Source organism: Methanocorpusculum petauri, from assembly GCF_026891975.1.
Taxonomy (GTDB): domain Archaea; phylum Halobacteriota; class Methanomicrobia; order Methanomicrobiales; family Methanocorpusculaceae; genus Methanocorpusculum; species Methanocorpusculum petauri.
In genome coordinates this window covers 121441-146800 of record NZ_JAPTGB010000002.1, presented here as the reverse complement: position 1 = coordinate 146800, position 25360 = coordinate 121441, and the positions used below count along the sequence as shown (strand labels likewise).

The window sequence follows — 25360 nt, the reverse complement described above, 5'->3', positions numbered from 1 at the left end:
AAAAATACAGCAGGATACAACAACACAAAACAAAAACACGTACACACATCTGTTCATGCCGCTTCTTTTTCCCATGTGCGTATTTATGTTTTCTCTGATTTCCATCAAAAGGTTCAAACAAAAAAATCTGGAAAAATTATTTCTCTCTCCAGAGAACCGCAAACACACAGGCAAGAACGAATGCAATCAGGCCAATGGTCAGAGCGAGCGGGGAACCGGCCTGAGTAGGTTGTGGGGGAAGAGTCTGTTTTTCTGTTGGAAGAATCGGAGTGGCTTGCGTGATCGGTGGCATATCAAGTGTTGCAAGTCTGAAGGTAATGGTATCCCGTGATGAATCATATTCACTCAGTACTGCGTAAGGTGGATACATCCGCGAAGCGTAGACACCATCCGGCAGTACAAGAGATTCTGTATCACCAGTAGACAAATCAAACATTTCAAAGATAGGGGGGGTGAAAGAAGATTTTTTCACAGGATCATATAAATCATACACAAGTTTTTCTCCCCAGAGATTCTGAAGAATACGGGAATATCCGCGAACATCAACCGAGAGCAAAATTTCCGTACCTGAACTGATATTGTAAACATGGATCTGATTTTCAGCATCAGAAACTCCCATAGGTAATTCAGAATAATACACTAAAGTATCTCCTGATAACAGTACTGCAGATGGAGATGGTGAATCATTCAGATAGAGAGATTTTTTCTCACCAGTTCGGAGATCGGAAAGAGTAAGTGAGGCATCACGCGGCCAGTAGTCACTTTGCATCGAAAGAAAATACTGGCCGTCCGTAAGAAAATCATTACCCGGTACGACATGTTTGACAGGGGATGCGTCACCCGGGGTATAGGAATAAAATTCTCTGTGAGAGATGGTATTGCCGTACTGATCACCATTAGGAATACAGTAGGAGGGCGTGATCCAGTACACCGTTCCGTTTTTCGCAAGCTGAGCTGATGATGAAGGAATATTTCCCGGAATTGGGGTTAGCGTTTTTTTGTTGATGTCATAAAGGTACATGGAGCCGGTAGATAGGTATCCTTCCTGATTTTCCCGAGATACCGCATCGTTCCAGAGATATTCAGTCAGCAGGATATAGTTTTCATTCAGAATCACGTCATTCACAGCATATCCTTCCTGAAACTCACAGATGATCTCCGGTTCACCAACTATATTTACGTCAAGAGCCGAGGCCGAAAAAATACAGCAGGATACAACAACACAAAACAAAAACACGTACACACATCTGTTCATGCCGCTTCTTTTTCCCATGTGCGTATTTATGTTTTCTCTGATTTCCATCAAAAGGTTCAAACAAAAAAATCTGGAAAAATTATTTCTCTCTCCAGAGAATCGCAAACACACAGGCAAGAACAAACGCGATCAGGCCGACGGTCAGAGCGAGCGGGGAACCGGCCTGAGTAGGTTGTGGAGGAGGAGTCTGTTCTGTATTTGACGTTGTAATGATTGGCTGGGTAACAGGAGGCATATCAAGATGGGCAAACTTAACAACCTGTCTTCCCGTTGATTCATCAATATCGGTGAAAACCACAACAGATGGATGGATTAATTCAGACGTGATGTCTTTTTGGATTTCAATAGATTGTGTTCTATTCGTAGTCAGATTGAGAAGAAAATAATCTGATTCCATGATAGTTGGATAATCCATCAGATCATATTCTGCATAAAATAGGTTGTCACCCCATAAGCCACGAATACTCTGGCCGACACCATCTCTCTTTTCCAAATGATGTGTTTGCCCCGAATGAATACTATAGATATGGATCCTTCTGTCATTCACATCAGGGATCAACATTGCCGAATCGGAGTATATGAGATAATCTCCGGAAAGCTCAAGAGAATAGGGGTCCAGTCCTCCAAAGACAGGAATTCTCTTCTCGTCCCCGGTTTGAAGATCAAATAATGTCAAAGTTGGTTCCAGTTTACCTTCCGTAAGCATCTCATTACGACTCATTACCAGATGTAACCCGTCCGTCGCAAAGTCGATCATGCCACTGTTTTGCGGGATATTAATTTTTACAGGAACTTCATCTCCAGGAGTATACTGATAATAATATTCTGCAAATCTCATATTTCCCAAAGCTTCATCGGGAATTTGAGATGCGAACTTTGCACTTTTCCAATATACAGTACCATTTGAGATCGTTGCAATACGTGGGGGGATGTTCCCTGGAATCCTTGTAAGAAAATCGTGATCAATGTCATACAGGTAGAGATTACCAAAATACTCGTATCCCTCTGTTGCTTGATCCTGCAATTGCAGGTCATTTGGCTGCGTCTCTTTTATTAGTATGTATGTACCGTCTGTGTGAATTGTATTGAAATGGTAACCTTCCTGAAATTCATAGATGATCTCTGGTTCTCCTCTGAATTGAATCTCAAGGACAGAAGCGGATGTGACACTAATTACAACCAAACACACGATGAAAATTGTAAAAAAAAATAAGTTTGATTTCATGAAACACCATTAATAATTCTCATGTGGATGGCCGAGTATATGAGTAACGAGCAGTGTGAGTATTCATAACCTGTTCATAAGAAGGAAGACTTGCGTAGGCCATTGCTTCCGCACGATAGACACCCGTTTCTGGCCAGGCAATCATATTCTCTGAAAAAATCTCATTTTCTCCATTTGCATACTGAAGAACATTCGCATCGGCATAAGCAACAGTACTTCCAACTTTCACAGAGGCACTGTTGTAAATTAGTGTCTCAGCATAATGATAATTTGGTCTGTACGCAGTACTGGTCCAAGATGCCAATGAGGTCAGTTTAAACTTCAAATACATCCTATCAGAACTAAAATCAGTTCTTGGATTAACGAACAAATTTTGATAAATCGATCTGGATGTACTGACTAATGTGATTTTCGTAGCTGCGGAGTGCATGTTCGGAAGGTTTGCAAGATGCGCCTTCGTCTCAGTACTCATGTCTGCCCACAGTTCAGGCCAGACAATTTGCATGTACTCAGCTTCAGTGATTTCCAGATTCTCCACAGCATCCATCACGACAAGGCGTTCAGGACGGAAGGAAGTTAATGCTACGGTTTTTCCACCAACAATGGTACCGGATTCCATCTCCCAGACCTGATCAACTGCGGAAAGCTTCGCCTTTTCCACAGGAGAGATCTTCTGATACACCTCAGGCCAGACGGTCTGAATGTACTGGGCGGACGTCATCTCTGTTCCGCTGATCTGATCAATCAATGCGGTACGTGCCTGATCCTGTAGCGGGTTATACGTCTGAGCATCTGCAGCGGCGGGAGCAACTGCAAAAAGCAACAGAAAAACAACTGCACAAGACAGTACAAGAACTATCTTATTTCTTCTCATTTTTAACACCATTTCCATGTCAGCAAAGAACTGACTAATTTTTCACTTGATCATACATACTATAAATAATCTCTGGCATTTCCATCAAAGTATTATACACCACAGCCGACAAATGTTTGAGGAGGATAAACTGGATACATCATAAAAACATCAAAAATTTGTCTGACCATAAAACAGGGGGAGGAGATTCCCCTGGATAACTCAGCCGCGTTATCTTCGCGTATGCATATTCGGAACACGGGCGAGATGGACACGGGTGTCGTCATCCATATCCAGATACAACTCCGGATTAACGATCTGCATATACTCAGCCTCAGAGATATCCAGATTCTCAACCGCATCCTGAAGTGCAAACCGTTCCGGACCCTGCAGATCATTCAGAGTCAGACCAATCCCGTGCCCGCCTTCCGTAATATCCAAAGGTACCGGCTCCCACACGTGGGAAATCGTGGAAAGCTTCTCCTTATGTTCCGGTACAATCATCGAGTACACATCCGGCCAGACCTTCTCCAGAAACGCAGCCGACGTCATGGTGGTTCCGTTCAGCTCCTCAATCAGGGCAAACCGGTTCTCACCGGTCAGATCATCTCCGAGCCGGGCAGCAAGCCGATCGTGTTCCTCCCCGGAAACAACAACCGGCTGCGAGGTTGCGCTCTCTTTCGGGTGGTGCATATTCGGTGTACGGGCAAGCTGTTCACGGGTCGCTTCGCTCATATCCGCATACAGCTCGGGCCACACGATCTGCATATAGACTGCTTCGGTGATGTCGAGATCCGAAACCGCATCCATCAGAGCATACCGCTCTTTCGCCTGCGGGTCCTCAAGCGTCATGTCAAGAGCATGGCTGCCTTCGTTTTTCTTGATCTCCTTATACTCCCACACATGGGGAATCGCTGAGAGTATGTCTTTGTTCTCGGACGTGATCTGTGCATACACGTCCGGCCAGTACGTGGCAAGATACTCCGCCGAACTCATCGGCGGATTGGCAGGTTCCTCTGAAGTGCTCATCGGAACTGCCACAGCTGCAATCAGCAGAACAACGACGGCAACACCGAGTATGCCCGCAATTTTATAGAACAATTTCATGATAATTCACCTGTTCAATCAGGAATATTCCTGACATACAAAAAACTGAGCAGTACAGAGTATAAGAAAACTCTCTCACTTCTCTCAAAAGGTCAGGACAAAAAGAAAAAAAAAGTATTCGAAAACATCAAGCAAAAAACAGAATGAAATCAGTCAGAGAAATTTTTCCCGAAAATTATTTTTCCGCGGGTTCCTCCCATGCAACCACACGACTCCGCCGTTCAAAAAAGATCACATCCCGCCATGTCCCGTACCGATCACAGCCGATCTTTTCCCGGTACCCGACAAACCGGAAACCACACTTCTCATGCAACCGGACACTTGCCGCGTTCCCCGACAGAATCCCGGACTGCAGCATCCAGATACCGTGCCGTTCGGACGCAGCGATCAACGCATGCAGAAGAATCGTCCCCGCACCTTTTCCGGAGTACTCCGGTGCGATGTAGATACTCACCTCAGCAACTCCCGCATACACTGCCCGTACCGAAACCGGCATCAGAACCGCAAACCCGATCACCATACCCGAAACAACTGCAACGAGGCGGCAGAACGGTGCCGGAAATTCCCGGTTCTGCTGCAATGATGCCGAGAATTTTTTCGGTGGTCGGATTCTGGCACAGAGTGATGCGGATGGTGTCGGCGTAGCTGAGGGAGGAACCGTTTGGAAAGTAGTGGTAGATGTGTCCGGCTCTGTGGGAGACGATTTGCTGTTCCTTTTCAAGAACCGCAAGGTGATACCGGAGGGTTTGTTCTGGTTCGATGAGTGACGTGCTGCCCATACGATATATGTGAGCGGAGAGAGAAAAAAAGAGAAGAGTCAGGGACTAAAATATTTCCTTGCCTGGGTTGTGGACAAGGCAAACAATTTACGGGTGACAGAAGAGGAGGAGATCGGTCTGGATTTATTTTATCAGGAGTATCTTTGGAAAAATCCAGTGTTAGACTGAAATACTCGTTTTTCGGTTTAAATCTGAGAGGACGAGATGTTAGTCTGAGATCAACAATATAATGAATTCAGCATTCCAAAGGGAAGAATGAATGTGAAATTATTATTATGCTATGAGATGCGAGGTAGGCGTTATGCCTGTTTTGCCGTCTTACTTGCTGCGATAGTATTTGCCGCGGTCTGCATCGCACCTGTTACCGCCGATGAGTTCGGTCATGGAGAGGCATGGACTGAGACACCAACGATCTACGGAGGTCCCATGTACGGCCCCGCTGATTTTACCATTGCAGCGAGCGGATTTGATCTCTCACCGGAAGACCTGTTTGAACAATCGAATGTTACGCTGAGCAACTACATCTCACATTTTGGAAGGACTGTGGCACCCGTTGCCTTGTCTAGCTCTTCCCTGCCACTGAATTCCCTGAACCTACGGAAAAAGCTATCTGTGAGCGCGTTATCTGCATCCCCAGGATCCGAAGGATATATGGGTCTCCCAGGTGTTGAAGTACCTGAGGGTCAGAAACTCGCTGCTTATGGTTTTCAGGTACTGCCCACCGGGCAAATTATGGAGTATACATGTTTCGTTTCCGCGGATGCGAATGATACGGCCTATGCAGCAGCCAAGGAGGACCTAAATGAATGGCTGAACTTCGCCAACGAGAAGGTGAAGATCGCGGGTGCATCTATTGTTGACTACGCAGCAAATGTGCCATTAACTCTTCAGGAACCGGGGTGGATTGCCCAGAAGACTTCGGGCACCATAGACTATGGGGAGTGGGGGACAGTCAAACTAACCTCTAATTGGTATTGGGATGATATAGCGCAGAATGAGAAGCAGGACCAATTCTACGTCACAGCTCAGGTGCAAATGACACCTGGACAGGTCACAGTTGGAGGTCTAAATTTTAATCAAAATCACAAAATGCTCCTGCGTATAGATCCATGCCATGGACAGTACCTTCCAAACGCAAATGCCTGTGATGATACCCCGGGCAATTGTTTCAACGAGGAAACAGTACAATGTTCGATAGGAACGGGGGGCGTCGGACTGGCGTGGATTCAAAAAGTTGCTGAAGTGAAGGTATCTAGGGATGCCGTTGAGAAATGGTCTCTCTCATTTACTGGTGCGGGTTCCAGTCTGGGTGCGGGTGCTACCAGGGAGAAGATGTATACCTTCAAAGCTGGTATGAGAGTTGTGAGTTCAAAAAGTGCTCGAAATGGAGATGAATACTGCATCTCAAAAAACTCTGTCGATGCTGCGGATGCATTCTCCACCCTGAATTATGGTCTTGTAAATGGGCCATCATCACCTGATAAAATCGGGCACTCATTGTCCATACGATGGAATGGTGAGAAATATAAAGAAGACTAACTGAAGGAAAGACATCATGAAAAAACTCATACTCATTTTTATAGCAGTCCTTCTGTTCTTCAGTGGTATCTCCGGGGCAGGAGCAACCGAAAGCCACATCACCACAGTCACAGACCTGCAGGCGATACAGAATGATCTCAATGGCACGTATTATCTGAGCAATGATCTGGATCTCTCCGGTGCCACCTTCATCCCGCTGGGAAGTGAGGATACTCCCTTTACTGGAACATTCGAAGGCAACGGGCATACGCTCACTCATCTTACCCTGAATCAGGGGTCAGGAGTAGGAATTGGGATATTTGCCTGCTCAAACGGTACGATACGCAACCTGACCCTGAAGAATATCATGATAAACTCGACCTCTGCGGACTACGCCGGGGGACTCGTCGGCTGGAACAAACCGGAAGGAACCTACCTTCGAAAGAACCAAAAGAAAAAAACTGCATCGGACAGCAGGAAACAAAAGGGGGCGGAGGGGACTCATGAAGGACCAAAACTCGGGTACTGTCAGAGGTCCGCAACTCCTTTGGGGTGTTACAAAATAAAATACGACACGAGGGCATATAAACCCCCGACCGCGCGTACTGAAAGTGCCCCCGACCGGAAACCATTAAATAAAAATCTGCCAAAAGATACCTCAATCAGAAACGGGAGAGAGCATGAATAAATTACTGACAGGACTCCTTGTCCTCTGCATACTCATTCTTGCAACCGCCGCCGGCTGCATCACCGTACCGCCCACCCAGGAGTACATCGGAACACCCTGGATCAACAGCGATCTCGCCGGAAACATTCCAAACGACCCCGGCAGACTGCAGGACGACTTCCATCTTGCAAGCAACCACCAGTGGCTCAGGACGAGCGAAATCCCCAGTGGTGAAGCAATCATCACTGCGTTTGCCGAACTTGAGGAACAGCGTCAGGCAGAAATTCTTCATCTGTTAACCAACATCACCACGCCGAAAACCCACGAGGAAGACCTCATCCTCACTCTCTACAACTCCGTCAAAGACATGGACGCCCGAAACGCACAGGGCATGCAGCCGATTCTTCCGGAACTCACCCGTATCAAAAACATCAGCACCCTTGACGAACTCTCTGCCTGGCTCACCGACAGCGAGTATCACATAGCAAATCCCCTTGCCATCCTCACCGTCACCGTTGATCCGAAAAACAGCTCGGCCTACATCATAGGAATCGATCCGGTCGCACTCTCCCTCGGCAGAAAAGACGAGTACAAAAATCTTACCGAATCAGGTAAACAGCTAAAACAGAACAACGACCACACCTATGAACAACTCCTCGTACACGCCGGATACTCGCAGTCAGAAGCACAGGCACTCAATGAGGCAGTGTTTGCGGTCGAATCACAAATAGCGGACGGACGCCGCAACGCATCCGACCTGACCGTCGAAAACCGTATCGATCTCATCTACAATCCGCGGACACTCGAACAGCTCAGAGCCGAGTCTCCCTCCTACCCGCTTGCTGAAATCCTCACCACAAAAGGATACGACAAAGGAAGCCTCTTCGTACTCAGTGAACCGCAGTGGCTCACTGCTCTCAACGCTGCCTACACCGAAGAAAATCTCGAAGGACTCAAAGGAATCCTTATCCAGAACACGCTCAAAGAAACAGCCCAGTATCTGGATCAGAAATGCCTTGACATCTACAACGAACGAATCATCGCCAAGTACGGCATCAGCGGAACAAAAACTCCCGAACAGATGGCATACGACGCCTTCAATACGAAACTCGGCATGGCAACCGGCAGGGTGTATGTGGACGCCTACTTCACCGAGGAGACCAGAACCGACATTATCGAAATGATCGAACGCGTCCGCGAGACACTCAAGCAGCGGCTTATCCGTACCGACTGGCTCACGAATGAGAGCCGGGGTGCAGCAATCGAAAAACTTGACGCAATCGCGATTCGTGTCGGGTATCCGGACGTCTGGACTGACTACTCAACTCTTGAACTCCTGAGTTCTGCCGAAGGCGGAAGCGCCGCAGAAAATATCATCAAAATTGCCGAGTTCGAAGCAAACCGCCAGAAACAGAAGATCGGAACAACAGTTGTCAAAGGTGAATGGTCGGAGTGTATGCCGCAGGAGGTCAACGCCTTCTACAGTCCGGAGAGTAACTCCATCAATATTCCGGCAGGAATCCTCGGAGGAGTCTTCTATGATCCGAAAGGATCCTATGCGTCACAGCTCGGAGGAATCGGTATGATCATTGGTCATGAGTTTACGCATGCTTTTGATCCGACCGGCAGCCAGTACGACAAGGACGGAAATCGTCGGAACTGGTGGACGGATGCGGATCGGGACGCATTCCGGAACCATACCGCAACGGTTGCGGCATACTATGAAACCATCATGCCGTATCCGGACGAGAGTGTGGACGGAGAACTGACCATCGGAGAAACGGTTGCCGATCTCGGCGGTCTCGCCTGTACGATGGATATCGCACGTACAATCGATGGGTTCGATTACGAGGAGTTCTTTACGTCCTTCTCGCACATCTGGCGGAGGATGTATCCGGAACAGATGGGCAGGATAATTCTGGAAACGGATGAACACCCGCCGGGATATGTGCGGACGAATGTGAACGTTCAGCAGGTGCAGGAGTTCTATGACACGTTTAACGTGACATCGGAAGACGGAATGTATCTTGATCCGGAAGACCGGCTTGTCGTCTGGTAAACCGATGGAGAGTGCCGATCATCAGATCAAAAATGCAATCCGCAGACATGTCACCGGAAGCGACGGCAGCGGCAAGATGCAGGCTGCCGTTCCACGTTCCCGCGACAAGTGACGGATAGCGCCCGGAAACAAAATCCGTCACGGTCCACACCGCGGAGACCGTAACGTCCCTCCCAAATGATCCGGCAGAAGGTGGAATCACGCCGACGTTGGAAAGAAACGGGCAGCGAAGATCCAATCCCGGGTCATCCTCCGGCAGCCGGATATCCATGCGATTGCGGACTGCCGGATCCAGAAACCGGAGTGCACACGCCACCGCAGGATGATTCGCCTTGAACGTTCTGCCGAGTACTGCTGCCTGCGAAACAGTTTCCCGCAGATCGTTTGCGGGAGAGATCGCCAGCCGGTAGTTTGCCGAAAAATTCCCGATCCACCCGCCTGCTCCCGGACCAAGTGCGGGACGCAGATCCATCGTCGATTCGAGAGGGACAGGGACGGATGCCCCAAGCGTCCGAAGGGCGGAGGCGAACGCGGCCATCAGCACATCCTGAATGGTCGCACCGGAACTGCGGGCAGCAGCATGTATCCGGGAAAAATCCCCGGAGGAGATCGTTTTGTGTACAATCCGAATCGGCGAAACGGTACATGGTTTTGCAAACGGGGAAGCCCACGGAAAGAGTGAGACAACCGGCTCCTGCGATCGTTTTGCAACAGTCCGGAGTTCTCCGGCGGAAATATTTTGAAAAAGTTTTGCGATGCCGCGCTCCTCCGGCTGATCGGGTACGGCAATCTCCCGGCCGGCGTACGCATCCGCAATAAGGGAGAGGACAACAAACATTCCCCGGGCATCCGCAGCCACGTGATCCATGACAACGAGCAGATCATCGTTTCCGTCTCCGCGGCAGACGGTTATGTGAAGCGGCGGGCGTCCTTCCATTCGGCGCGGAGCCGCTGCCTCGGCAAGGACGGGCCGGAAACTCACCGACACCAGCTCCGGCAGTTCCTCAACCGGTTCCCACCGTACCGGAACACCATTCTCACACACATACCGCGAAGAAAGAAGCGGAACCGCCTGTACCACCCGCCGCACGGCTGATGCAAGACGGGGAAGATCGAACCTCCCGTAACACTCCAGTATGCACTGTATTATGTACGTCCCGTGCTCCGGACTGTACTGGGCGGCATCCAGACACGACACTGAAAACGATCTGTTTTGCACACAGATAGTTCCGCAGACCAGACCAAAAAACATGACTCTTCAGAACATCCCCGGAAGCGGCCCGTCTTTCACTCCCGCGTACCGCACAACAGGACCTTCAGCACAATCCTTGCGAAAAGAGTAGGTGAGGCAGGGACTCGTGAAGGACCAAAACCGCGGGTACTGTCAGAGGACCGCTGTCTCGAGGGGTGTTACAAAATAGAGTATGCTACGGGGACATATAAACCCCCGACCGCGCGTACTGAAAGTGCCCCGGTTTCCTATCAGACCGGAAAGTCAGAGGCATCTCCCGTGTTTTCCCGGAATAAAACCCGCCGGGTACATGCCATTATAACACTCCGCGGCAAAACTAATCCACAGACATGACCTTCCGCTACAATGTCAACGATCGCGTTCCCGCAAAAGAGATGGCAACCTCCGGCCTCATGTGGACGATCTGCTCCGCAGCCTTCGTCATCATCTTTGCGAACGTTGTAGCAGGACTCTATAACGCAACCCCAGCGGAAGCGGTCTGGTACGCCCAGAAGCTTCTCGTCATCACCGGTGTTGCAGTAATTCTGCAGGTCATCTTCGGCCACCGGCTCCCTGCAATCTACGGGCCGTCCGCAATTCTGCTGACCGCGGCGGTTGCTGCGACCGATTTTGCCCCCGCGGCATTTTCCACCGCCCTTGTTCTCTGCGGTGCAGCCGGGATTGTGATCGCCCGCACCGGCCTTCTTCCAAGAATTGCAAAACTGTTCACGCCCCGTGTAATCGGAACCGTCCTTACCTTAATCCCGTTAACACTCGTCCCCACCTTTGCAAACCTCATCACAGATCCCGGCCAGCCGGGAAGTATGGCCGGAAAACTGATCTTCGCATTTGTTCTGCTGATTCTGATCTTCGCCCTCAATCACCGCCTCAAAGGATTCTGGCGGGCGACGCTTATGCTGTGGGTACTCCTCTTCGGAACAGTTGCAGCCCTCATCTGTTTTCCGGGAACAATGATCTCGTTTGGTGCGGAGGGGACCGTTCCGTTCACCGAAGGTCTCCTGCTTTCTCCAATCGCCGCACCCGGAGTTATCCTTTCGGTGTTCATCTGTTACATTGCCTTAATCGTCAACGACATTGGCAGTATCCGGGGCGTTGGCGAAGTGGCTAAAGTCCCGGCGGCGGAGACGGAGGGACAGCTCCGCCGCGGTATTACTATCACGGGCATCATGAACATGCTTTCCGGCGGGGCGGGTGTCATCGGCGGTGTCAACTACTCAATCTCCTCGGGCATGATCCTTGACACAAAGAATGCAAGCCGGTATCCCCTGCTCGCCGCAGGCGCACTGATGATCGTCTGCGCCGCACTCCCGCCGGTGATCTCGCTTATCATCACCATCCCGACCGTGATTACGGGATGTCTTCTGATCTTCATCATGACCAGCCAGCTTTCCGCAGCACTTGGTGTCCTGATAGAACACGAAGGACGCGGAATGTTCTCCTTCAACAGCGGGATTGTGATCGGTTTTTCCATTCTGATCGCGGCAACGTTTTCGTTTCTGCCGGAAGCGGCGGTTGCAGCGATTCCGGCAGTTGTCCGGCCCGTACTCGCAAACGGATTTGTGGCGGGAACGGTCGCAGTGATGCTGCTGGAACATGTGGTGTTTCGGGAGAACAAAACGGAGATTGAGTAAAGGGATAATTTTCATCAGATATGTATCTCCATCTACTATTCTTCCTTCTATGTACTGTACTGAAAAGTACAGTACAGAAAGATCAGAAAAAGGGTATTCGATCAAGCAAATGGAAGAGAGGATACAGTTCCGATAGTTTCCATAATGGAACGGTACTTCTCCGCAAATGAGGGAGGGATAAGGTAACAGGTGATGTTCAGATTTTTTTCAAATGTTATGACACGTGGTTTTTGTAGCCGGGCAAGATGCCATCGAAGTGTGGTTACCGGGATATCAGTACTTCTGCTGATCTGCTTTTGAGAGATGTCAGGATGTTCAAGTATTGGGTGAAAGATCATTTGCCTGCATTGATTTTCAAGAAGTTTCCAGCCCGGATCATCCTGAGGGGAAGGAGGAGTACCTGCCGGATAGTAACAGTGCACAAGTTTACCCTTGCCTTTGTGTATTCTTTGTTCATTCAAGAAAATATTCCCGTACTGCGACACATTCTCCCTCGTTCAAAAAAAGGAAGAGCAGAAAAAATAGAGCATGATCTATTATTCTGGAAAATTCCAGACACAGTCGATCCAAAAAATCCAGAACAGTGGCCAACCGAAGAGTACCGGAAAAATGTCGTCGACGTTACCACATACTCATGTAGCCGGGAGGCAGTTGAGGTACTGCTGAATCTACCGGAACTTTGTACACTTGAGGCGATCTTTTCCCGAAAAAAAGCTGTGTTGCCCACACCATTCCCGCCGAAAAAAAGATCATTCTGGATGTCTGCTATTTTCTCTGGGAAGACCGAATTATTCTCGATCCCTAACCCTCCAGGGGAAAGTTGAAAAATTACCGGATAAAATTCGTCCACAGATGCTCCTCGTACACCGGCGCAGGCACTCCTGCTTTTCTGCCAGCCTCAATACACCGCAGAAGCCACGCCATATTCTCTCCCAGCGTCCGCATAACCTGCAGCCCCTCCAGATCCTGCCGGACATCCTCAGGCGTTGAACCGTGTACCATATTCCAGTACTGCGACGACACGATCGGCATATTACTGATCGTAAAGTACTTGTTCAAACGATCAAACGCAGCCGTCGCTCCGCCACGGCGGCAGGACACCACCGCAGCACCCGGCTTTCCCGCCATAAGATCCTCCTTAAGGAAAAACAGACGGTCAAGAAACGCCGTCAGCTGTCCTGCCGGCCCCGCATAGTACACCGGAGAACCCACAACAATCGCATCGTACTCGTCAAGACGGTCCAACACCTCATTCACCTTATCATCAAACACGCACCGCTTCGTCTCAGCACATTTCCCGCAGGCAACACATCCCGCGATCGGTCTGGTACCGATATGAAAAATCTCCGTCGCAATATCGCGGCGGTTCAGTGCCCCTGCAACCTCCGAAAGCGCCGTAAACGTGCAGCCCTCCTTGTGCGGACTCCCGTTGATCAGCAAAACCTTCATACAATCGATCTCCCGAGTTCCTCGGCCACCGTGAGAACCGGCATGCCGGAAATATCGCCGGCATGCAGCACACCGCCCGCAAGAACCATCCCTTTGTTTTTCCATCCGAGATTCTTCAGAAGACTCTGGTAATATCTCACAACCGGCGCAAAATTCTCCTCCGAATCCTCCTCCGCAGGCATCAGCAGAACACACTCCTTCTGCGGCGTCTGATAATTCGGATCACACTCCGTCACCGCAAACAGACGATCAAGCGCCGTCTTCAGTTGGGCCGTCACGCTCCAATAGTACATCGGGGACGCAAACACCACGACATCCGCCTCGCGGTACACCGGATACACCTCATCCATCGCATCCTTCTGAACGCACGGACTCTCGGGATCCTTCCCCCCGCCGAAGCAGCCGAGACACGGATGAATATCCATCTTCTGCAGATCAAACCGCGTAACAGAATGTCCCGCAGACTCCGCACCGCACGCAAACGCATCAATCAATGCAGCCGTATTTCCCTTCGGACGGGGACTGCCGTTTAAAATCAGAATCTTCTTACTCATGAAATCATCCTTCTGGATTTTGTGGTAAAAACTATAGGAAGTGCAGGCACATAAGAGAACTACGAACAGCAAAGGAAGAGAGTATCAAAAAAAATACTCCCCCTTCAAAACATAAAAACTGCAAAAAGATTAGAACTGCCTCTGTAAAAACTCAAAGGCCGCCATCACTTCAGCAAACTCCTTTCTGCGGAAAGGATTCGTCTCCGGATTATACTTATCGCGAAGATCGCGGAACGCCTTTGCAGTCGTTGCAAAATCCGAACCCGACGGAACACCGAGAATCGCATACGCCGTCTCGGTCGTCATCATCTCAACCATACTACTAACCTCGGGCGGCAAAAGAGAAAAAGATTGAGGAAGGATCTACAGATCCTTCATCAGAAGATACCAGGTCTTCTTATCCGGACCTGTGATCTTCTCACGCTCTTCCATCTCCTTCTGTGTCTTTGGTGCCGGAACAATCACCTTGTCCCCCGGCTTCCAGTTTGCCGGCGTTGCAACATGATGCGTATCGTTCACCTGCAGGGCATCAATCACCCGGAGAATTTCTGCAATGCACCGGCCGGTCGTCAGCGGATAATAGATCATCGCACGAAGAATCCCTTTTGGATCAATAAAGAACACCGCACGGCAGGCAGCGGTCGAACTCATCGCCGGCTGAATCATACCGTACAGGGACGCAACGCCCGTATCCAGATCCGCAATAACCGGGAACGGAACATGAACGCCAAGCTTCTCTTCAATATCCCGTATCCATGCAAGATGCGAAGACGAACTGTCAACCGAAAGACCGATTAACGCAACATTTCTCTTCTCAAACTCAGGGTACGCCTTTGAGAACGCTACGAACTCTGTCGTACAGACCGGGGTAAAATCTGCCGGATGGGAGAACAGCACGACCCATTTCTTGTCCCGGTAATCGGACAGTTTAATCTCACCATGAGTAGTCTCTGCAATAAATTCTGGGGCGGGCTCTCCGAGACGGGGCATCTCGTGATAGAAGTCGCCGCATCCGCACTCGTCATCGAATGCATCGCAGGTACAATTAGTATCGTCGCACATTTTTGTGGTTCACCTTGCATGTCTATTGAACCCATGAGTGAATAAGGGTTCAGATGCCGGCAAAAAAAACGGATCCGGATCGAAAAAACGCTCTGAAGTCCGTGTAAAAGCACATATATAGCATGTTGACGAATTAAGTAAGTTGCAGTAACTTTGTGTATTTATCCCCGGCAGCCCGGTGTGGGGCAGACGGGAGAAATACCACTGCCGGGGGAATATTTGTGTTAGACTGGAACTTAATCGGCATCGGAGCGGCGTTCCTCATTTACTTCGCTGCAATGATCTATATCGGGTTCTTCTACTTCAAGAAGACCAAAACCACAAGTGACTACGTGCTTGGCGGCCGGAAACTGCATCCGTTTGTTGCAGCAATGTCCGCCGAAGCATCCGATATGAGCGGATGGCTGCTCCTTGGTCTGCCGGGTCTGGCGTATGCGACCGGTATGTCGGCAGCAGGCTGGACCGCCATCGGTCTTGCGATTGGAACCTACCTGAACTGGCGGTTCATCGCAAAACGCCTGAGAATCTACACCCACAAAGCAAAGGACTCACTGACTATTCCTGAGTTCATCACAAACCGATTCCGGGAAAAGAAAGGATTCATCACCGCGATTGCATCCATATTTATTCTGATCTTCTTCATCGTCTATACGTCCGCCCAGTTCAAGGCGGGAGGCGTGCTGTTCAGCTCGCTGATGACGATCTACGGTGTTGACTTAAGCTCGTTCGGCATCACGGATCTCACCTCGCTCTACGTTGCGGGTGTGTTGATCTGTGCACTGATTGTGGTCTGTTACACTTTTACCGGAGGATTCAAGGCAGTCTGTATCACCGACACCATTCAGGGAATTTTAATGCTGTTTGCTCTGATTCTTGTGCCGCTCATTGCCTGTGTTGTCCTTTTCGGTGAAGGAGCAAGCTTTGCCTCCATTGATCCGCAGATGTTCTCGCTGTTCCATGAGTACAATGCGGCAAGCGGTATCTTTGAGTTCGTGTCGGTCTTTACGATCGTGTCAGGACTTGCCTGGGGATTCGGCTACTTCGGCCAGCCGCACATTCTCCCGCGGTTCATGGCAATCAAGGATCCCGAAGAAGTGCCAAAGGCACGGATGGCAGCAATGATCTGGGTTATTCTTTCCCTCTCCGCTGCAATCTTTGTGGGTCTCGTGGGCCAGCTCCTGTTCCCGGACCCGGCGATTCTCGGCGACTCTGAACAGATCTTTATTCAGATGACCGGCAGTGTGTTCGGTGCAATTCCGTTTGTTGCAGGTATCATCTACTGCGGTATCCTTGGAGCGGTCATGAGTACAGCATCATCCCAGCTTCTGGTGGCATCCTCAGCGATTTCGCAGGATCTTTACAAGAACTTAATCAACAAAACTGCTCCCGACAAGCGGCTGCTGTGGATTTCCCGGGTAACGGTCCTGATCGTCTCCGCAGTTGCAATTATCCTCTCTCTGGATCAGGCAAGTTCAGTGTTCAACATTGTGTCGAATGCATGGGCAGGATTTGGCTGTACGTTTGGTACGGTGATTCTTCTGGGTCTCTTCTGGAAACGGATGAACTGGCAGGGTGCACTCGCCGGAATTATCGTGGGAGGCGTAGTCTCTCTCGGCTGGGGTACGTACCTGACAGCAGTCACCGGTCTGTATGAGATGGTGCCGGGCGTGATTGCAAGTCTGCTTGCAATTTATCTTGTCTCGCGGTTTACTGCCGAGCCGGAGAAGGAAGTCACCGACATGTACGATGAGTATGTGGCAGCGATCGGCGACCGAAGCACCTGAAAACACCTTTTCCTTTTTTTCAGATTTATTTCTTCGATCACGCTGACGTGACGAGTGTTTGTCCACAGTTTTCATATACTGCGGGAGATCCATATTCACTCTAAAGGGGAATCATGAGTCTGCATCCTGTCGTGGTACTGGGATTCTACGCTGCCTGTATAGCTGCAGGCAGTGTTGTGCTATATCTCATTGATCGGACAGCTGCACATGATCCCATGCATATTGCAGCCTGTATCCGTGAGAATCCGGGACTCAGCCTGGAAAAAATTGCAGCAAAAACGAACGCGTCTCACCTGCGTACAGCGTACACGATCCGGCGGCTGATCCGGAAACACGTCGTGATGCGAATCGCAAAAAACGGTGTCAGCACCTACTCGATCCGGAAAATTCCGAAAAGTTCTGCAGAGGAAATTTTGCAGGAAATTCTTGGAAATGATGCTCTTCACCTGACATTTGCCGTAGTTGTAGAAAAACCGGAAATTACAAAGCGGGAGATTATCGATACGACCGGGCTTTCCGGAATACAGATGTTCTGGTATTTGTCACGGCTCGAAATGTTTGGTGCGATTGTCCGGGACAAAAAGATCGGAAAATGGACGTATCGTGCAGCGGATACCTTTATCAAAGCATATGCGGCGTACAAATAACAGAAAAACAGCGCCAAAACATGTCCTTCAACCAGTACCTGATCACTGCATTTCTGCACTGACCGGGGAATTAGGCACCGGTTGAAGTCCTTCGCTACCCCCCGGATTCAGATATCTGATATCTTCAGGGTCGCGACGTTCCGAAACGATTCGTTCTGTACGACTGTTTTGGAGTAATATCCGATGGCCGACATGCCAACAACATGCGTGTAGCAACGGAACACGAAAAAGGAGATCTCCTTCTGGTGCCGGATGTACTTTTTCACAGTACCGGTGATACACGGCCACCGGATATTACAATCTATAATCTGGATAATGGTACTAATAAATCTCTTGAGCATAAATTAGGTTTTGCTCATGAGTCAGTACTCCATAACAAAGTATCAAAAGGAAACGGCGTTTGGATCTGACGTAAAAACACTAAAATTTTGGGTGGGGAATATCATCGCGCAGATTCAAAAAAATTATTCTCGGATATTTTGCTCAGCAGATAGTTCACGGCTTTTGGAACGCGGGGACTTTCCCACATAATAGAACAGACACCCAAGAGCAAGAAAGATCGTTCCGAACAGGAAGTTCATCAGCGGCGTACCCGTCTCGGATATAACCCGGTAAAATCCTACACCGAAGTTCACGGCGGATGCAAAGATCTCCAGAAATGCCAGAGTGTTCCAGAGATTCGTAATATTTTGGTAGTGATTCAATGCAGAACGGGTGTCCGTGTACAGATCGAACGGGCCGTCCGCGGATCTCTTCTGCAGATACACCCACCGCAGATGCGTTGCAACACAGGCAATGCCAGTCTCTTCCAGAAATCCGAGATAGGCCATACTCTCCGGCTTTGACGGAAGATCCTTCAGCAGTTCAAGGCGATAGACATACTCGCCCGGTTCACACTCCTCAAACACATACCGTCCCCATGAATAACTGTAAAGGGCAAAACCCTTCGCCGCCATTTCATTGAGCCATTTTTCCTCCGATTCATAATTCCAGAAGAACTTCCACACAACATGTTTCATAGTTTTTCCATCCTTTGCCCGTTTTCAACCAGTTCCCGCAGTCGCAGAATCTCACTCTTCACCGCCGCACGACCGGCATCTGTAATAATATACTCCTTCTTCCTCGACATTGCAGAGTCACCGACGGATGCAATCCACTGCCGGTCCAGCAGGGTATTAATTGCACCATACAGTGTTCCCGCCCCAAGATTCACCCGGTCATTTGACATCTTGCGGACGTTCTGCATAATCCCGTATCCGTGCAGAGGCGAGTACAGCGACAGCAGAATATAGTACGCCGCCTCCGTCAGCGGACCTTTTTCAGTAGGCTGCATAAGACATCATCACCCGAAATTATTTCGGATTCCGATATATCGGAATCCGTACTACATATATATCGTGAGTCGATATAATACTGCCGACGGTGAGTTACTGGATATGCTTTTATGATACCGAAGAGAAAGCATACTGTATTATGATCAAGGTCGCAGTCAACGGCTACGGAACCATCGGAAAACGTGTGGCCGATGCAGTCTCCGCACAGCCTGACATGGAAATCATCGGTGTCTCCAAAACCAAACCCGGCGCAGAAGCGTTTGTTGCAAAGGAACGGGGCTATCCTCTCTACATTGCCGATCTCTCCAAAAAAGAAGCCTTTGACAAAGCAGGCATTCCGGTTGCAGGAAGTGTTGAGGAAATGATCCAGAAAGCCGATATCGTAGTTGATGCAACGCCCGGAGGAGTGGGAGTGGGCAACAAAGCGCTGTACGAAAAGTACGGCAAAAAAGCAATCTGGGAGGGAGGAGAGGATCACGAGGTCGCAGGATTCTCCTTCAACGCCTCCTGTAACTACACAGACGCAATCGGCAGACAGTACGCCCGTGTCGTCTCCTGCAACACAACCGGCCTTTGCCGCATCATCAATCTCATTGATTCGGCCTTCGGTGTGAAAAAAGTCCGTGCCACCATGGTTCGCCGAGGCGGAGACCCGGGAGACATCAAACGGGGACCAATCGATGCAATTGTCTTAAACCCTGTCACGATCCCCTCGCACCACGGTCCGGATGTACAGAGCGTTTTGCCGCATATCAATATTGTCACCTCTGCCATGATTGTGCCGACAACCCTGATGCACATGCACTTCCTCAACATGGAGCTGAAAAATCCCGCAACCAAAGAACAGGTGATCGAACTGATCAAAGCACACTCGCGCCTCGGCTTAATTGAGAAGAGTACCGGCATCACGAGTACCGCCCAGCTCAAGGAGTACACGTCCGATCTCCTTCGCCCAAGAGGCGACCTCTGGGAGAACGGCATCTTCAAAGACTCGATCTCGGTACTGGACGGAACAGATCTCTACCTCTTTCAGGCAATCCACCAGGAAGCAGATGTCGTTGTGGAAACCGTTGACTGCATCCGGGCAATGGCAGGCGACGTGAAGTCCGCAGCCGAATCAATTGCGATCACAAACAAAGCGGTTGGTCTTACTGCAATCCGCTAACTCTTTTTTTTATATGGACTTTGACGATCTGATCATCAGCCCGGACGGAACACATCACCTCTATGAGGGAAGACCGATCTATGAGCACCACTTTCAGAGTGTCGGCCCTTTCCGTTTTCCGGGACTTGCCGCAGTCTGGGATGATACGGGAGCATATCACATAAATTTTCTCGGGGAACCCGCGTACAACGAACGGTACGCATGGACAGGAAACTTTTCCGAAGGTGTCGCACCCGTCCGCAACGCAGACGGACGCTACCTGTTCATCGATGAAGAGGGTAAACCGATCGCCTTTGAGACCTACCTGTACGCGACCGGGTTTTCCGAAGGATCAGCGGTGGTGTATCATGAAACGTTCGGCGCAACCCATATCACCACCGCCGGAGAACTGCTGTATGGCGACTGGTACTATGATGCCCGGCCGTTTGCAGGGGGAAAAGCGTACGTCCGTGACGATGCCGGATGGCTGTTCATCAGTCCGGACGGTTCGGCTCTTGAGCGGACGAAAGAGCCGGACACGCCGTTTCCCCTGAGGGGAACGGTCCGTTACGTCCCACCGGAAAATCCGATACCAAAAGTTTTGCAGAGCACAGAATGGGATGCAGCGGCAGTTCTGATGCGGCACGGAGAACGCGAACCGTTCATCAAAGGTCAGCCCGGATCCACAAAAGTTCTCACGACCCGCGGGAGGCGGCAGTCGCGTGCTTTCGGTGCTGCCCTCTCGAAGGTGCCGCTCCGGACATACGCAAGCCCGATGGTGCGATGCGTCCAGACCGGGGATGAAATTTTGGCCGGGGCAGGAATGGATGGGGAAACAGAAAAAAGTCTGATGCTTGGAACACCCAGTGCCTATGTTGCAGACGACGACATTGTCAGAGAGTTCTACGTCGTAAACCCGGTCAAGATCATGAGCCTCAGATACGTTGCGGGAGAGATGCTGCCCGGTCATTATCCTGTTAAAGAGGGAACGGAACGAATGTTTTCTTTTGTGGAAAGTACTCTTAAAGACGGGGAAATATCCGTGTGTGTTACCCACGATGCATGGATTGTGCCGTTCGTCTCTGTCTTAACCGGTTACGACTTCACCGACGACTGGCCGGGATTTCTTGACGGCTGTGTTCTGATGCAGCGGAAGAACCAGTACTTCCTCTGGTGGCGGGGAGAAGAGCATCTGCTGGATCCCTCCTCTCTTCTTCGTGAATAAAAATTTAAACGGCCGTCGGATGGAGGCAGTCCGCAAAAATCAGTCTGCATCCATCCGCTCAATATCTGTTGAATAACGGTATTTTTCAGTGTCAACGGACACCTTACGTATACATTCGGTGTATCAATGCGCCGGACGGGTCCTTCTCGGAGGGAAAAGATGCGACAACAACGTTGGAGAAAGGTATGCATCTTACTCCTCCCGGGAAATTCTTCCCATCGCAAGACCGGCAAGATCAGTGAAAATGCCGAGAACACTGCAGACCTCCGGAGAAATAACACCGTTTGCATCCGTCGGACGTACTCCAATAACACCAAAAACGCGTTCCGGTGTCTTGATGGGGACAAACCGGAACGACGATAATGCAAGCAGAATCGGCAGGACAATGATCACGGCGTTGAAGATGAACGCTGAAAGAGAAGGCGCGGCATCTTTTCCCGACTGAAAAAAGTATAAATATAAAACCCAAAATAGCGTCAGAATTCAGCTCCGATAAAAAAAGCTTCGAACAAACCAAGACATAGCCTCCACCCTCAATAAGGTCATAAAAATACATTTTAAAGTTATTTTTATAAACAATGACGATCAATAGAGTTGTAGAGAGTTCCCACAGAAATCTCAGGAAAAAGATCATCATGACAACCGAAGTAATTGAGTTTATGAAAAACAATCAGGTCATGTACCTGGCGACCGTTGACAAAGACGGCAACCCGAAGGTTCGCCCGTTCATGTACTACCTTGAGCGCGATGGAAAACCGTACTTCTGTACCTCCAACAAAAAATCGATGTACAAGGAAATGACGGCACATCCCAAGGTTGAGATCACCGTTGCGAACCCGGAGTTTGCCTGGCTCAGAATTTCTGCGACCGTCTCTTTCTCAAAGGACATGGAGATCAAAAAAGCGATCATCGAAGCAAGTCCGATTGTAAAAAGTATCTATCAGACCGCTGAAAACCCGGACTTTGAAATCTTCACGATCATCAACGGTACCGCAACCATTGCCGACTTCTCCGGTCAGCCGCCGAAGACCTTCACAATCTAACTTTTTCTATTTTTCCTATATCTTCATCTGTTTCAAAAGAGAATGAGGTACTGCAGAACAATGGAAGACGCTTTGACCGCAGAACTCGCCGCACTCAGAACCGAGATCGAAACACTCAGAACCGAGATGAGGCGCTGCATCAATACACCGGAATCCGGAAACAGTTCCGGAACACTTGACACATTTCGCAAACATGCAGCGGACGCTATTATCGCAGGTGAGATGATGCGGGCAAAGGAGACACTGGAAACACAGGCCAGAAATTGTCCGGTAAAAGAGCAGTGTCTGCCGCAGTTTGAAAAAACACTTTCCATCCTGCTTGGGAGCCTGAAGACCGGATCAATCTCCCCTGAAGAGATTACAAAAATCCGCCGCGAATATGAAGGGGCACAAAAGTTGTGCACGTATGAGTACTGTACCGGCTGCCTCCTGGAAGCGGACAAACTGTTTGCCGCCTACACAAAACTGCTGAAAAGTGCGGGAGTGTATGCGGGGGACGATATTGGCGAACAGATTCAGGACCTTTCCGACGAAGCAGTAGTCGCATGGATTGGTGAACCGCTGGCAAATGTGATCCGTGTAAAAATTCTCAAATCTCTTGCAAGCGAACCGAAATCATTCGCCGATCTGGGAAAACTCACCGGACTTCGCGGAGGAAATCTGCTGTTCCATCTGGAAAAACTTCTTGCCGCCGAAATGATTCTGCAGAAGGGCGAACGAAAAGAGTACGTCCTGACCGGCCGTGGACACGAACTGCTCAGTGCTGCCTCCGTTCTGATGGAGAAAATCGGATAATTTTGACTGCAGGACCGAAAGAACACTGTTTTATGAAGAAGGGCGGAAGGCGACAAAGACGGCAATCCCCATGTCCGTTCAATCATGTTTGTTCTGGAACAGTTCGGCATCCTCGACGGAACCACAACAATTGCGGACTGCACCAAGAAGCCGCCGAAGAGCTACACCCGAGGGATAACCTCTCACTTTTTTCAACCTGTCTACACTGTATCACACATCCTTTATCTCATTGTGATTCCAACGTAGTAGGATATGGACGCATACGAACTCGTCACCCGTAACACGGCGGAGATTGTCACAGAGGACGAACTCCGGCAGTTGTTGAACAAACCAACAAAGCGGGTCTATACCGGGTATGAACCCAGCGGCGAGATTCACCTCGGTCACCTGGTGACCATCAATAAACTGATGGATATGAAAGCAGCAGGGTTTGACGTTGTGGTCTTGATCGCAAACCTGCACGCATATCTGAACCGGAAGGGAACGTTTGAGCAGATCAAAGAACTTGCCGAGTACAACAAGGCATGCATTGAGGCATGCGGTCTGAAAGGTGCGGAGTTTGTGCTGGGAACGGATGTCCAGCTGACGCCCAAGTATCAGACCGAGGTCCTAACGCTGTGTCAGGAAATCACGCTGAACCGTGCCACCCGCAGTATGGACGAGGTCGGCCGGGCAATGGATAACCCGATGGTCTCGCAGATGGTGTATCCGGTCATGCAGGTTGTCGATATTCCGACCCTGAACGTTGACGCGGCGGTCGGCGGTATCGACCAGCGCAAGATTCACATGCTGGCCCGCGAACATCTGCCCAGTCTCGGCTACAAGCCGCCGGTCTGTATCCACACACCGATTGTGAACGGTCTTGACGGTCAGAAGATGTCCTCCTCGAAAGGCAACGTCGTCTCAGTCGCCGATTCGCCCGAGGAGATCAAGAAGAAGATGAAGAAGGCGTTCTGCCCACCTGAGGTGGAAGGAAACCCGATTCTGCAGGTGTTCCAGTACAATATCTTCCCCCGTGTGCCGGAGGTTGTCATTCGCCGCCCCGAGAAGTTCGGCGGGAATGCGGAGTACCAGAGCTACGCAGAACTTGAGGCGGCATATGCAGCAGGAAAGATTCACCCGATGGATCTGAAGGCAGCCTGTGGTGACTCTCTGACGGAGCTGCTCGCGGATGCGTACGCATACGTGCAGAGCTACAGGAACTGAGTGTACGGAAAAACGTGCGAAAAAATTATTTTATTTTTTTCAAATATCCGTCGGGTGCTTCAGTCACCAGTAACTTCTGAATGATTTCTGCATCTACGGAGAATTCATCATGTGTTTTTAAAAATTCCCAGACCGCAGTCTTTGGATTATTCCCATGACACCAAGGCCTGTCCGAGAACATGTCATCGGGTAAATCTTCAATGATGGTGTCAAAAACAATACAGTAGCTGCCCGTACTCACCAAGGGAGAGTACAATTCCAGCTCCTTTAACACATGATCATGCGTATGATTCGAGTCAAGGCAAACAAGAATGTTCTGATGTTTTTGTGCAATTGCATATACCTGTTCAGCAATTTCGGGAGATGTGCTGTCTCCTTCGATTAGAGTGATTCGTTTAAACAATGGATGCGCTTCAATTTCTGCACGATTGTGCGCCCGTATATCAATATCAAGACCCACCACTTCCCTGTCCTCTCCACCAAGCAACTCAAGCATGGATGCAGAAAATATGAGTGAGCCACCATGGGCGATCCCTGTCTCGATGATTAAATCCGGCTTCACATTCCAGATGATTTCCTGCATCGCCACGAGATCCTGAGGATAGTGAATTGTTGGACGACCAAGCCAGGAAAAATTGTATTGGTACTTTGCAGCGATTGTTACTTCAGTAAATTTCCGGGAAATATCTTGCAGGGAGGTATTCCCATGATATGAAGAGATACGATCTTTTCTTTCCAGCTGAAATTCTTCTATTGGATTCATATAAAATC

The 25360-nt window shown here is 49.7% G+C and carries 29 protein-coding genes; 13 read left to right on the top strand and 16 right to left on the bottom strand.

Annotation, left to right across the window (positions count from 1 at the left end; all coding sequences use genetic code 11):
• Positions 1 to 136 precede the first annotated feature (136 nt).
• From O0S10_RS01450 to O0S10_RS10500, 6 genes are all read right to left on the bottom strand, one after another.
• Positions 137 to 1303 (bottom strand): hypothetical protein, encoded by a 1167-nt coding sequence (locus O0S10_RS01450; protein ID WP_268924109.1) that lies wholly within the window; start codon positions 1301 to 1303, stop codon positions 137 to 139.
• Between the two features lie 31 nt (positions 1304 to 1334).
• Entirely contained in the window at positions 1335 to 2480 is a 1146-nt protein-coding gene (locus tag O0S10_RS01445; protein WP_268924108.1) for a hypothetical protein, read from the bottom strand.
• Between the two features lie 19 nt (positions 2481 to 2499).
• The gene (locus tag O0S10_RS01440; RefSeq protein ID WP_268924107.1) at positions 2500 to 3354 is read right to left on the bottom strand and encodes a hypothetical protein; all 855 of its coding nucleotides are present in this window, start codon (positions 3352 to 3354) and stop codon (positions 2500 to 2502) included.
• Positions 3355 to 3564: 210 nt separating this feature from the next.
• On the bottom strand, positions 3565 to 4440 hold the full coding sequence (locus O0S10_RS01435; RefSeq protein ID WP_268924106.1) for a hypothetical protein: 876 nt from the start codon (positions 4438 to 4440) through the stop codon (positions 3565 to 3567).
• Positions 4441 to 4615: 175 nt separating this feature from the next.
• A complete protein-coding gene (locus O0S10_RS01430) occupies positions 4616 to 4960 on the bottom strand; it encodes a GNAT family N-acetyltransferase (RefSeq protein WP_338148548.1) in 345 nt (114 codons plus the stop codon).
• Positions 4896 to 5219, bottom strand: a complete 324-nt coding sequence (locus O0S10_RS10500) for a hypothetical protein (RefSeq protein WP_338148547.1) — start codon at positions 5217 to 5219, stop codon at positions 4896 to 4898. Before O0S10_RS10500 ends, O0S10_RS01430 begins: the two co-directional genes overlap by 65 nt.
• Positions 5220 to 5480: 261 nt before the next feature.
• On the opposite strand from O0S10_RS10500, the gene O0S10_RS01425 reads away from it, so the two are divergent.
• From O0S10_RS01425 to O0S10_RS01415, 3 genes are read left to right on the top strand one after another with little or no spacing between them, the layout of a single operon-like run.
• Positions 5481 to 6758, top strand: coding sequence for a hypothetical protein (locus tag O0S10_RS01425; protein ID WP_268924104.1), 1278 nt, complete (start codon positions 5481 to 5483; stop codon positions 6756 to 6758).
• A gap of 16 nt (positions 6759 to 6774) precedes the next feature.
• Positions 6775 to 7425 carry a M26 family metallopeptidase gene (locus tag O0S10_RS01420; RefSeq protein WP_268924103.1) on the top strand — a complete coding sequence of 217 codons (651 nt, stop codon included), beginning with the start codon at positions 6775 to 6777 and terminating at the stop codon, positions 7423 to 7425.
• Complete coding sequence (locus tag O0S10_RS01415; RefSeq protein ID WP_268924102.1) at positions 7418 to 9463, top strand: M13-type metalloendopeptidase; 2046 nt, start codon at positions 7418 to 7420, stop codon at positions 9461 to 9463. Before O0S10_RS01420 ends, O0S10_RS01415 begins: the two co-directional genes overlap by 8 nt.
• On the opposite strand, the gene O0S10_RS01410 is transcribed toward O0S10_RS01415, so the two are convergent.
• Complete coding sequence (locus O0S10_RS01410) at positions 9402 to 10715, bottom strand: hypothetical protein (protein WP_268924101.1); 1314 nt, start codon at positions 10713 to 10715, stop codon at positions 9402 to 9404. The two genes, O0S10_RS01415 and O0S10_RS01410, sit on opposite strands and share 62 nt — an antisense overlap.
• A gap of 329 nt (positions 10716 to 11044) precedes the next feature.
• Between O0S10_RS01410 and O0S10_RS01405 the strand changes: the two genes are divergently transcribed.
• Positions 11045 to 12346: a uracil-xanthine permease family protein gene (locus O0S10_RS01405; RefSeq protein WP_268924100.1), complete on the top strand. Its 1302-nt coding sequence runs from the start codon at positions 11045 to 11047 to the stop codon at positions 12344 to 12346.
• Positions 12347 to 12447: 101 nt separating this feature from the next.
• Here the strand turns inward: O0S10_RS01405 and O0S10_RS10540 are convergent, their stop codons facing one another.
• Positions 12448 to 12684, bottom strand: a complete 237-nt coding sequence (locus O0S10_RS10540; RefSeq protein WP_425438301.1) for a winged helix-turn-helix transcriptional regulator — start codon at positions 12682 to 12684, stop codon at positions 12448 to 12450.
• On the opposite strand from O0S10_RS10540, the gene O0S10_RS01400 reads away from it, so the two are divergent.
• Positions 12592 to 13170 carry a hypothetical protein gene (locus tag O0S10_RS01400; RefSeq protein ID WP_268924099.1) on the top strand — a complete coding sequence of 193 codons (579 nt, stop codon included), beginning with the start codon at positions 12592 to 12594 and terminating at the stop codon, positions 13168 to 13170. The two genes, O0S10_RS10540 and O0S10_RS01400, sit on opposite strands and share 93 nt — an antisense overlap.
• A gap of 4 nt (positions 13171 to 13174) precedes the next feature.
• On the opposite strand, the gene O0S10_RS01395 is transcribed toward O0S10_RS01400, so the two are convergent.
• The 4 genes from O0S10_RS01395 to O0S10_RS01380 all read right to left on the bottom strand — a co-directional run bounded on the left by O0S10_RS01395 (position 13175) and on the right by O0S10_RS01380 (position 15411).
• Positions 13175 to 13795 carry a flavodoxin family protein gene (locus tag O0S10_RS01395; protein WP_268924098.1) on the bottom strand — a complete coding sequence of 207 codons (621 nt, stop codon included), beginning with the start codon at positions 13793 to 13795 and terminating at the stop codon, positions 13175 to 13177.
• Positions 13792 to 14349: a flavodoxin family protein gene (locus O0S10_RS01390; RefSeq protein ID WP_268924097.1), complete on the bottom strand. Its 558-nt coding sequence runs from the start codon at positions 14347 to 14349 to the stop codon at positions 13792 to 13794. The genes O0S10_RS01395 and O0S10_RS01390 overlap by 4 nt, the downstream gene beginning before the upstream one ends.
• Before the next feature lie 129 nt (positions 14350 to 14478).
• Positions 14479 to 14667, bottom strand: coding sequence for a J domain-containing protein (locus O0S10_RS01385; protein ID WP_268924096.1), 189 nt, complete (start codon positions 14665 to 14667; stop codon positions 14479 to 14481).
• Between the two features lie 45 nt (positions 14668 to 14712).
• Positions 14713 to 15411: a peroxiredoxin gene (locus O0S10_RS01380; protein WP_268924095.1), complete on the bottom strand. Its 699-nt coding sequence runs from the start codon at positions 15409 to 15411 to the stop codon at positions 14713 to 14715.
• 221 nt (positions 15412 to 15632) lie between these two features.
• Here O0S10_RS01380 and putP point away from each other — a divergent pair, with 221 nt between their 5' ends.
• From putP to O0S10_RS01365, 3 genes are all read left to right on the top strand, one after another.
• Positions 15633 to 17195, top strand: coding sequence for a sodium/proline symporter PutP (putP, locus tag O0S10_RS01375; protein WP_268924094.1), 1563 nt, complete (start codon positions 15633 to 15635; stop codon positions 17193 to 17195).
• Positions 17196 to 17308: 113 nt separating this feature from the next.
• Positions 17309 to 17842, top strand: a complete 534-nt coding sequence (locus O0S10_RS01370) for a hypothetical protein (protein WP_268924093.1) — start codon at positions 17309 to 17311, stop codon at positions 17840 to 17842.
• A gap of 203 nt (positions 17843 to 18045) precedes the next feature.
• A complete protein-coding gene (locus O0S10_RS01365; RefSeq protein WP_268924092.1) occupies positions 18046 to 18252 on the top strand; it encodes a hypothetical protein in 207 nt (68 codons plus the stop codon).
• A 54-nt stretch (positions 18253 to 18306) separates the two neighbouring features.
• Here O0S10_RS01365 and O0S10_RS01360 read toward each other — a convergent pair whose 3' ends face one another.
• The gene (locus tag O0S10_RS01360; protein ID WP_268924091.1) at positions 18307 to 18861 is read right to left on the bottom strand and encodes a DUF2812 domain-containing protein; all 555 of its coding nucleotides are present in this window, start codon (positions 18859 to 18861) and stop codon (positions 18307 to 18309) included.
• On the bottom strand, positions 18858 to 19175 hold the full coding sequence (locus tag O0S10_RS01355; protein ID WP_268924090.1) for a PadR family transcriptional regulator: 318 nt from the start codon (positions 19173 to 19175) through the stop codon (positions 18858 to 18860). Before O0S10_RS01355 ends, O0S10_RS01360 begins: the two co-directional genes overlap by 4 nt.
• A gap of 140 nt (positions 19176 to 19315) precedes the next feature.
• Here O0S10_RS01355 and O0S10_RS01350 point away from each other — a divergent pair, with 140 nt between their 5' ends.
• Together O0S10_RS01350 and O0S10_RS01345 are read left to right on the top strand one after the other, a co-directional pair.
• Positions 19316 to 20341: a type II glyceraldehyde-3-phosphate dehydrogenase gene (locus tag O0S10_RS01350; RefSeq protein WP_268924089.1), complete on the top strand. Its 1026-nt coding sequence runs from the start codon at positions 19316 to 19318 to the stop codon at positions 20339 to 20341.
• A gap of 13 nt (positions 20342 to 20354) precedes the next feature.
• Complete coding sequence (locus tag O0S10_RS01345; RefSeq protein WP_268924088.1) at positions 20355 to 21545, top strand: histidine phosphatase family protein; 1191 nt, start codon at positions 20355 to 20357, stop codon at positions 21543 to 21545.
• Positions 21546 to 21737: 192 nt separating this feature from the next.
• On the opposite strand, the gene O0S10_RS01340 is transcribed toward O0S10_RS01345, so the two are convergent.
• The gene (locus O0S10_RS01340; RefSeq protein WP_268924087.1) at positions 21738 to 21938 is read right to left on the bottom strand and encodes a hypothetical protein; all 201 of its coding nucleotides are present in this window, start codon (positions 21936 to 21938) and stop codon (positions 21738 to 21740) included.
• Between the two features lie 242 nt (positions 21939 to 22180).
• Here O0S10_RS01340 and O0S10_RS01335 point away from each other — a divergent pair, with 242 nt between their 5' ends.
• The 3 genes from O0S10_RS01335 (at position 22181) to O0S10_RS01325 (ending at position 24589) form a co-directional block, all read left to right on the top strand.
• Positions 22181 to 22588, top strand: coding sequence for a pyridoxamine 5'-phosphate oxidase family protein (locus O0S10_RS01335; RefSeq protein ID WP_268924086.1), 408 nt, complete (start codon positions 22181 to 22183; stop codon positions 22586 to 22588).
• Positions 22589 to 22648: 60 nt separating this feature from the next.
• Complete coding sequence (locus O0S10_RS01330; protein ID WP_268924085.1) at positions 22649 to 23383, top strand: winged helix-turn-helix domain-containing protein; 735 nt, start codon at positions 22649 to 22651, stop codon at positions 23381 to 23383.
• Positions 23384 to 23635: 252 nt separating this feature from the next.
• Positions 23636 to 24589 carry a tyrosine--tRNA ligase gene (locus tag O0S10_RS01325; RefSeq protein ID WP_268924084.1) on the top strand — a complete coding sequence of 318 codons (954 nt, stop codon included), beginning with the start codon at positions 23636 to 23638 and terminating at the stop codon, positions 24587 to 24589.
• A gap of 25 nt (positions 24590 to 24614) precedes the next feature.
• Here the strand turns inward: O0S10_RS01325 and O0S10_RS01320 are convergent, their stop codons facing one another.
• Complete coding sequence (locus O0S10_RS01320; RefSeq protein WP_268924083.1) at positions 24615 to 25352, bottom strand: cephalosporin hydroxylase family protein; 738 nt, start codon at positions 25350 to 25352, stop codon at positions 24615 to 24617.
• Positions 25353 to 25360 lie beyond the last annotated feature (8 nt).

What these genes read in the sequence shown, in the direction of transcription:
- O0S10_RS01450 (WP_268924109.1), bottom strand. Translation starts at nt 1,303, where the DNA reads ATGGAAATCAGAGAAAACATAAATACGCACATGGGAAAAAGAAGCGGC.
- O0S10_RS01445 (WP_268924108.1), bottom strand. Translation starts at nt 2,480, where the DNA reads ATGAAATCAAACTTATTTTTTTTTACAATTTTCATCGTGTGTTTGGTT.
- O0S10_RS01440 (WP_268924107.1), bottom strand. Translation starts at nt 3,354, where the DNA reads ATGAGAAGAAATAAGATAGTTCTTGTACTGTCTTGTGCAGTTGTTTTT.
- O0S10_RS01435 (WP_268924106.1), bottom strand. Translation starts at nt 4,440, where the DNA reads ATGAAATTGTTCTATAAAATTGCGGGCATACTCGGTGTTGCCGTCGTT.
- O0S10_RS01430 (WP_338148548.1), bottom strand. Translation starts at nt 4,960, where the DNA reads ATGGTGATCGGGTTTGCGGTTCTGATGCCGGTTTCGGTACGGGCAGTG.
- O0S10_RS10500 (WP_338148547.1), bottom strand. Translation starts at nt 5,219, where the DNA reads ATGGGCAGCACGTCACTCATCGAACCAGAACAAACCCTCCGGTATCAC.
- O0S10_RS01420 (WP_268924103.1), top strand. Translation starts at nt 6,775, where the DNA reads ATGAAAAAACTCATACTCATTTTTATAGCAGTCCTTCTGTTCTTCAGT.
- O0S10_RS01415 (WP_268924102.1), top strand. Translation starts at nt 7,418, where the DNA reads ATGAATAAATTACTGACAGGACTCCTTGTCCTCTGCATACTCATTCTT.
- O0S10_RS01410 (WP_268924101.1), bottom strand. Translation starts at nt 10,715, where the DNA reads ATGTTTTTTGGTCTGGTCTGCGGAACTATCTGTGTGCAAAACAGATCG.
- O0S10_RS01405 (WP_268924100.1), top strand. Translation starts at nt 11,045, where the DNA reads ATGACCTTCCGCTACAATGTCAACGATCGCGTTCCCGCAAAAGAGATG.
- O0S10_RS01400 (WP_268924099.1), top strand. Translation starts at nt 12,592, where the DNA reads ATGCCATCGAAGTGTGGTTACCGGGATATCAGTACTTCTGCTGATCTG.
- O0S10_RS10540 (WP_425438301.1), bottom strand. Translation starts at nt 12,684, where the DNA reads ATGATCTTTCACCCAATACTTGAACATCCTGACATCTCTCAAAAGCAG.
- O0S10_RS01395 (WP_268924098.1), bottom strand. Translation starts at nt 13,795, where the DNA reads ATGAAGGTTTTGCTGATCAACGGGAGTCCGCACAAGGAGGGCTGCACG.
- O0S10_RS01390 (WP_268924097.1), bottom strand. Translation starts at nt 14,349, where the DNA reads ATGAGTAAGAAGATTCTGATTTTAAACGGCAGTCCCCGTCCGAAGGGA.
- O0S10_RS01385 (WP_268924096.1), bottom strand. Translation starts at nt 14,667, where the DNA reads ATGGTTGAGATGATGACGACCGAGACGGCGTATGCGATTCTCGGTGTT.
- O0S10_RS01380 (WP_268924095.1), bottom strand. Translation starts at nt 15,411, where the DNA reads ATGTGCGACGATACTAATTGTACCTGCGATGCATTCGATGACGAGTGC.
- O0S10_RS01370 (WP_268924093.1), top strand. Translation starts at nt 17,309, where the DNA reads ATGAGTCTGCATCCTGTCGTGGTACTGGGATTCTACGCTGCCTGTATA.
- O0S10_RS01365 (WP_268924092.1), top strand. Translation starts at nt 18,046, where the DNA reads ATGCGTGTAGCAACGGAACACGAAAAAGGAGATCTCCTTCTGGTGCCG.
- O0S10_RS01360 (WP_268924091.1), bottom strand. Translation starts at nt 18,861, where the DNA reads ATGAAACATGTTGTGTGGAAGTTCTTCTGGAATTATGAATCGGAGGAA.
- O0S10_RS01355 (WP_268924090.1), bottom strand. Translation starts at nt 19,175, where the DNA reads ATGCAGCCTACTGAAAAAGGTCCGCTGACGGAGGCGGCGTACTATATT.
- O0S10_RS01350 (WP_268924089.1), top strand. Translation starts at nt 19,316, where the DNA reads ATGATCAAGGTCGCAGTCAACGGCTACGGAACCATCGGAAAACGTGTG.
- O0S10_RS01345 (WP_268924088.1), top strand. Translation starts at nt 20,355, where the DNA reads ATGGACTTTGACGATCTGATCATCAGCCCGGACGGAACACATCACCTC.
- O0S10_RS01335 (WP_268924086.1), top strand. Translation starts at nt 22,181, where the DNA reads ATGACAACCGAAGTAATTGAGTTTATGAAAAACAATCAGGTCATGTAC.
- O0S10_RS01330 (WP_268924085.1), top strand. Translation starts at nt 22,649, where the DNA reads ATGGAAGACGCTTTGACCGCAGAACTCGCCGCACTCAGAACCGAGATC.
- O0S10_RS01325 (WP_268924084.1), top strand. Translation starts at nt 23,636, where the DNA reads ATGGACGCATACGAACTCGTCACCCGTAACACGGCGGAGATTGTCACA.
- O0S10_RS01320 (WP_268924083.1), bottom strand. Translation starts at nt 25,352, where the DNA reads ATGAATCCAATAGAAGAATTTCAGCTGGAAAGAAAAGATCGTATCTCT.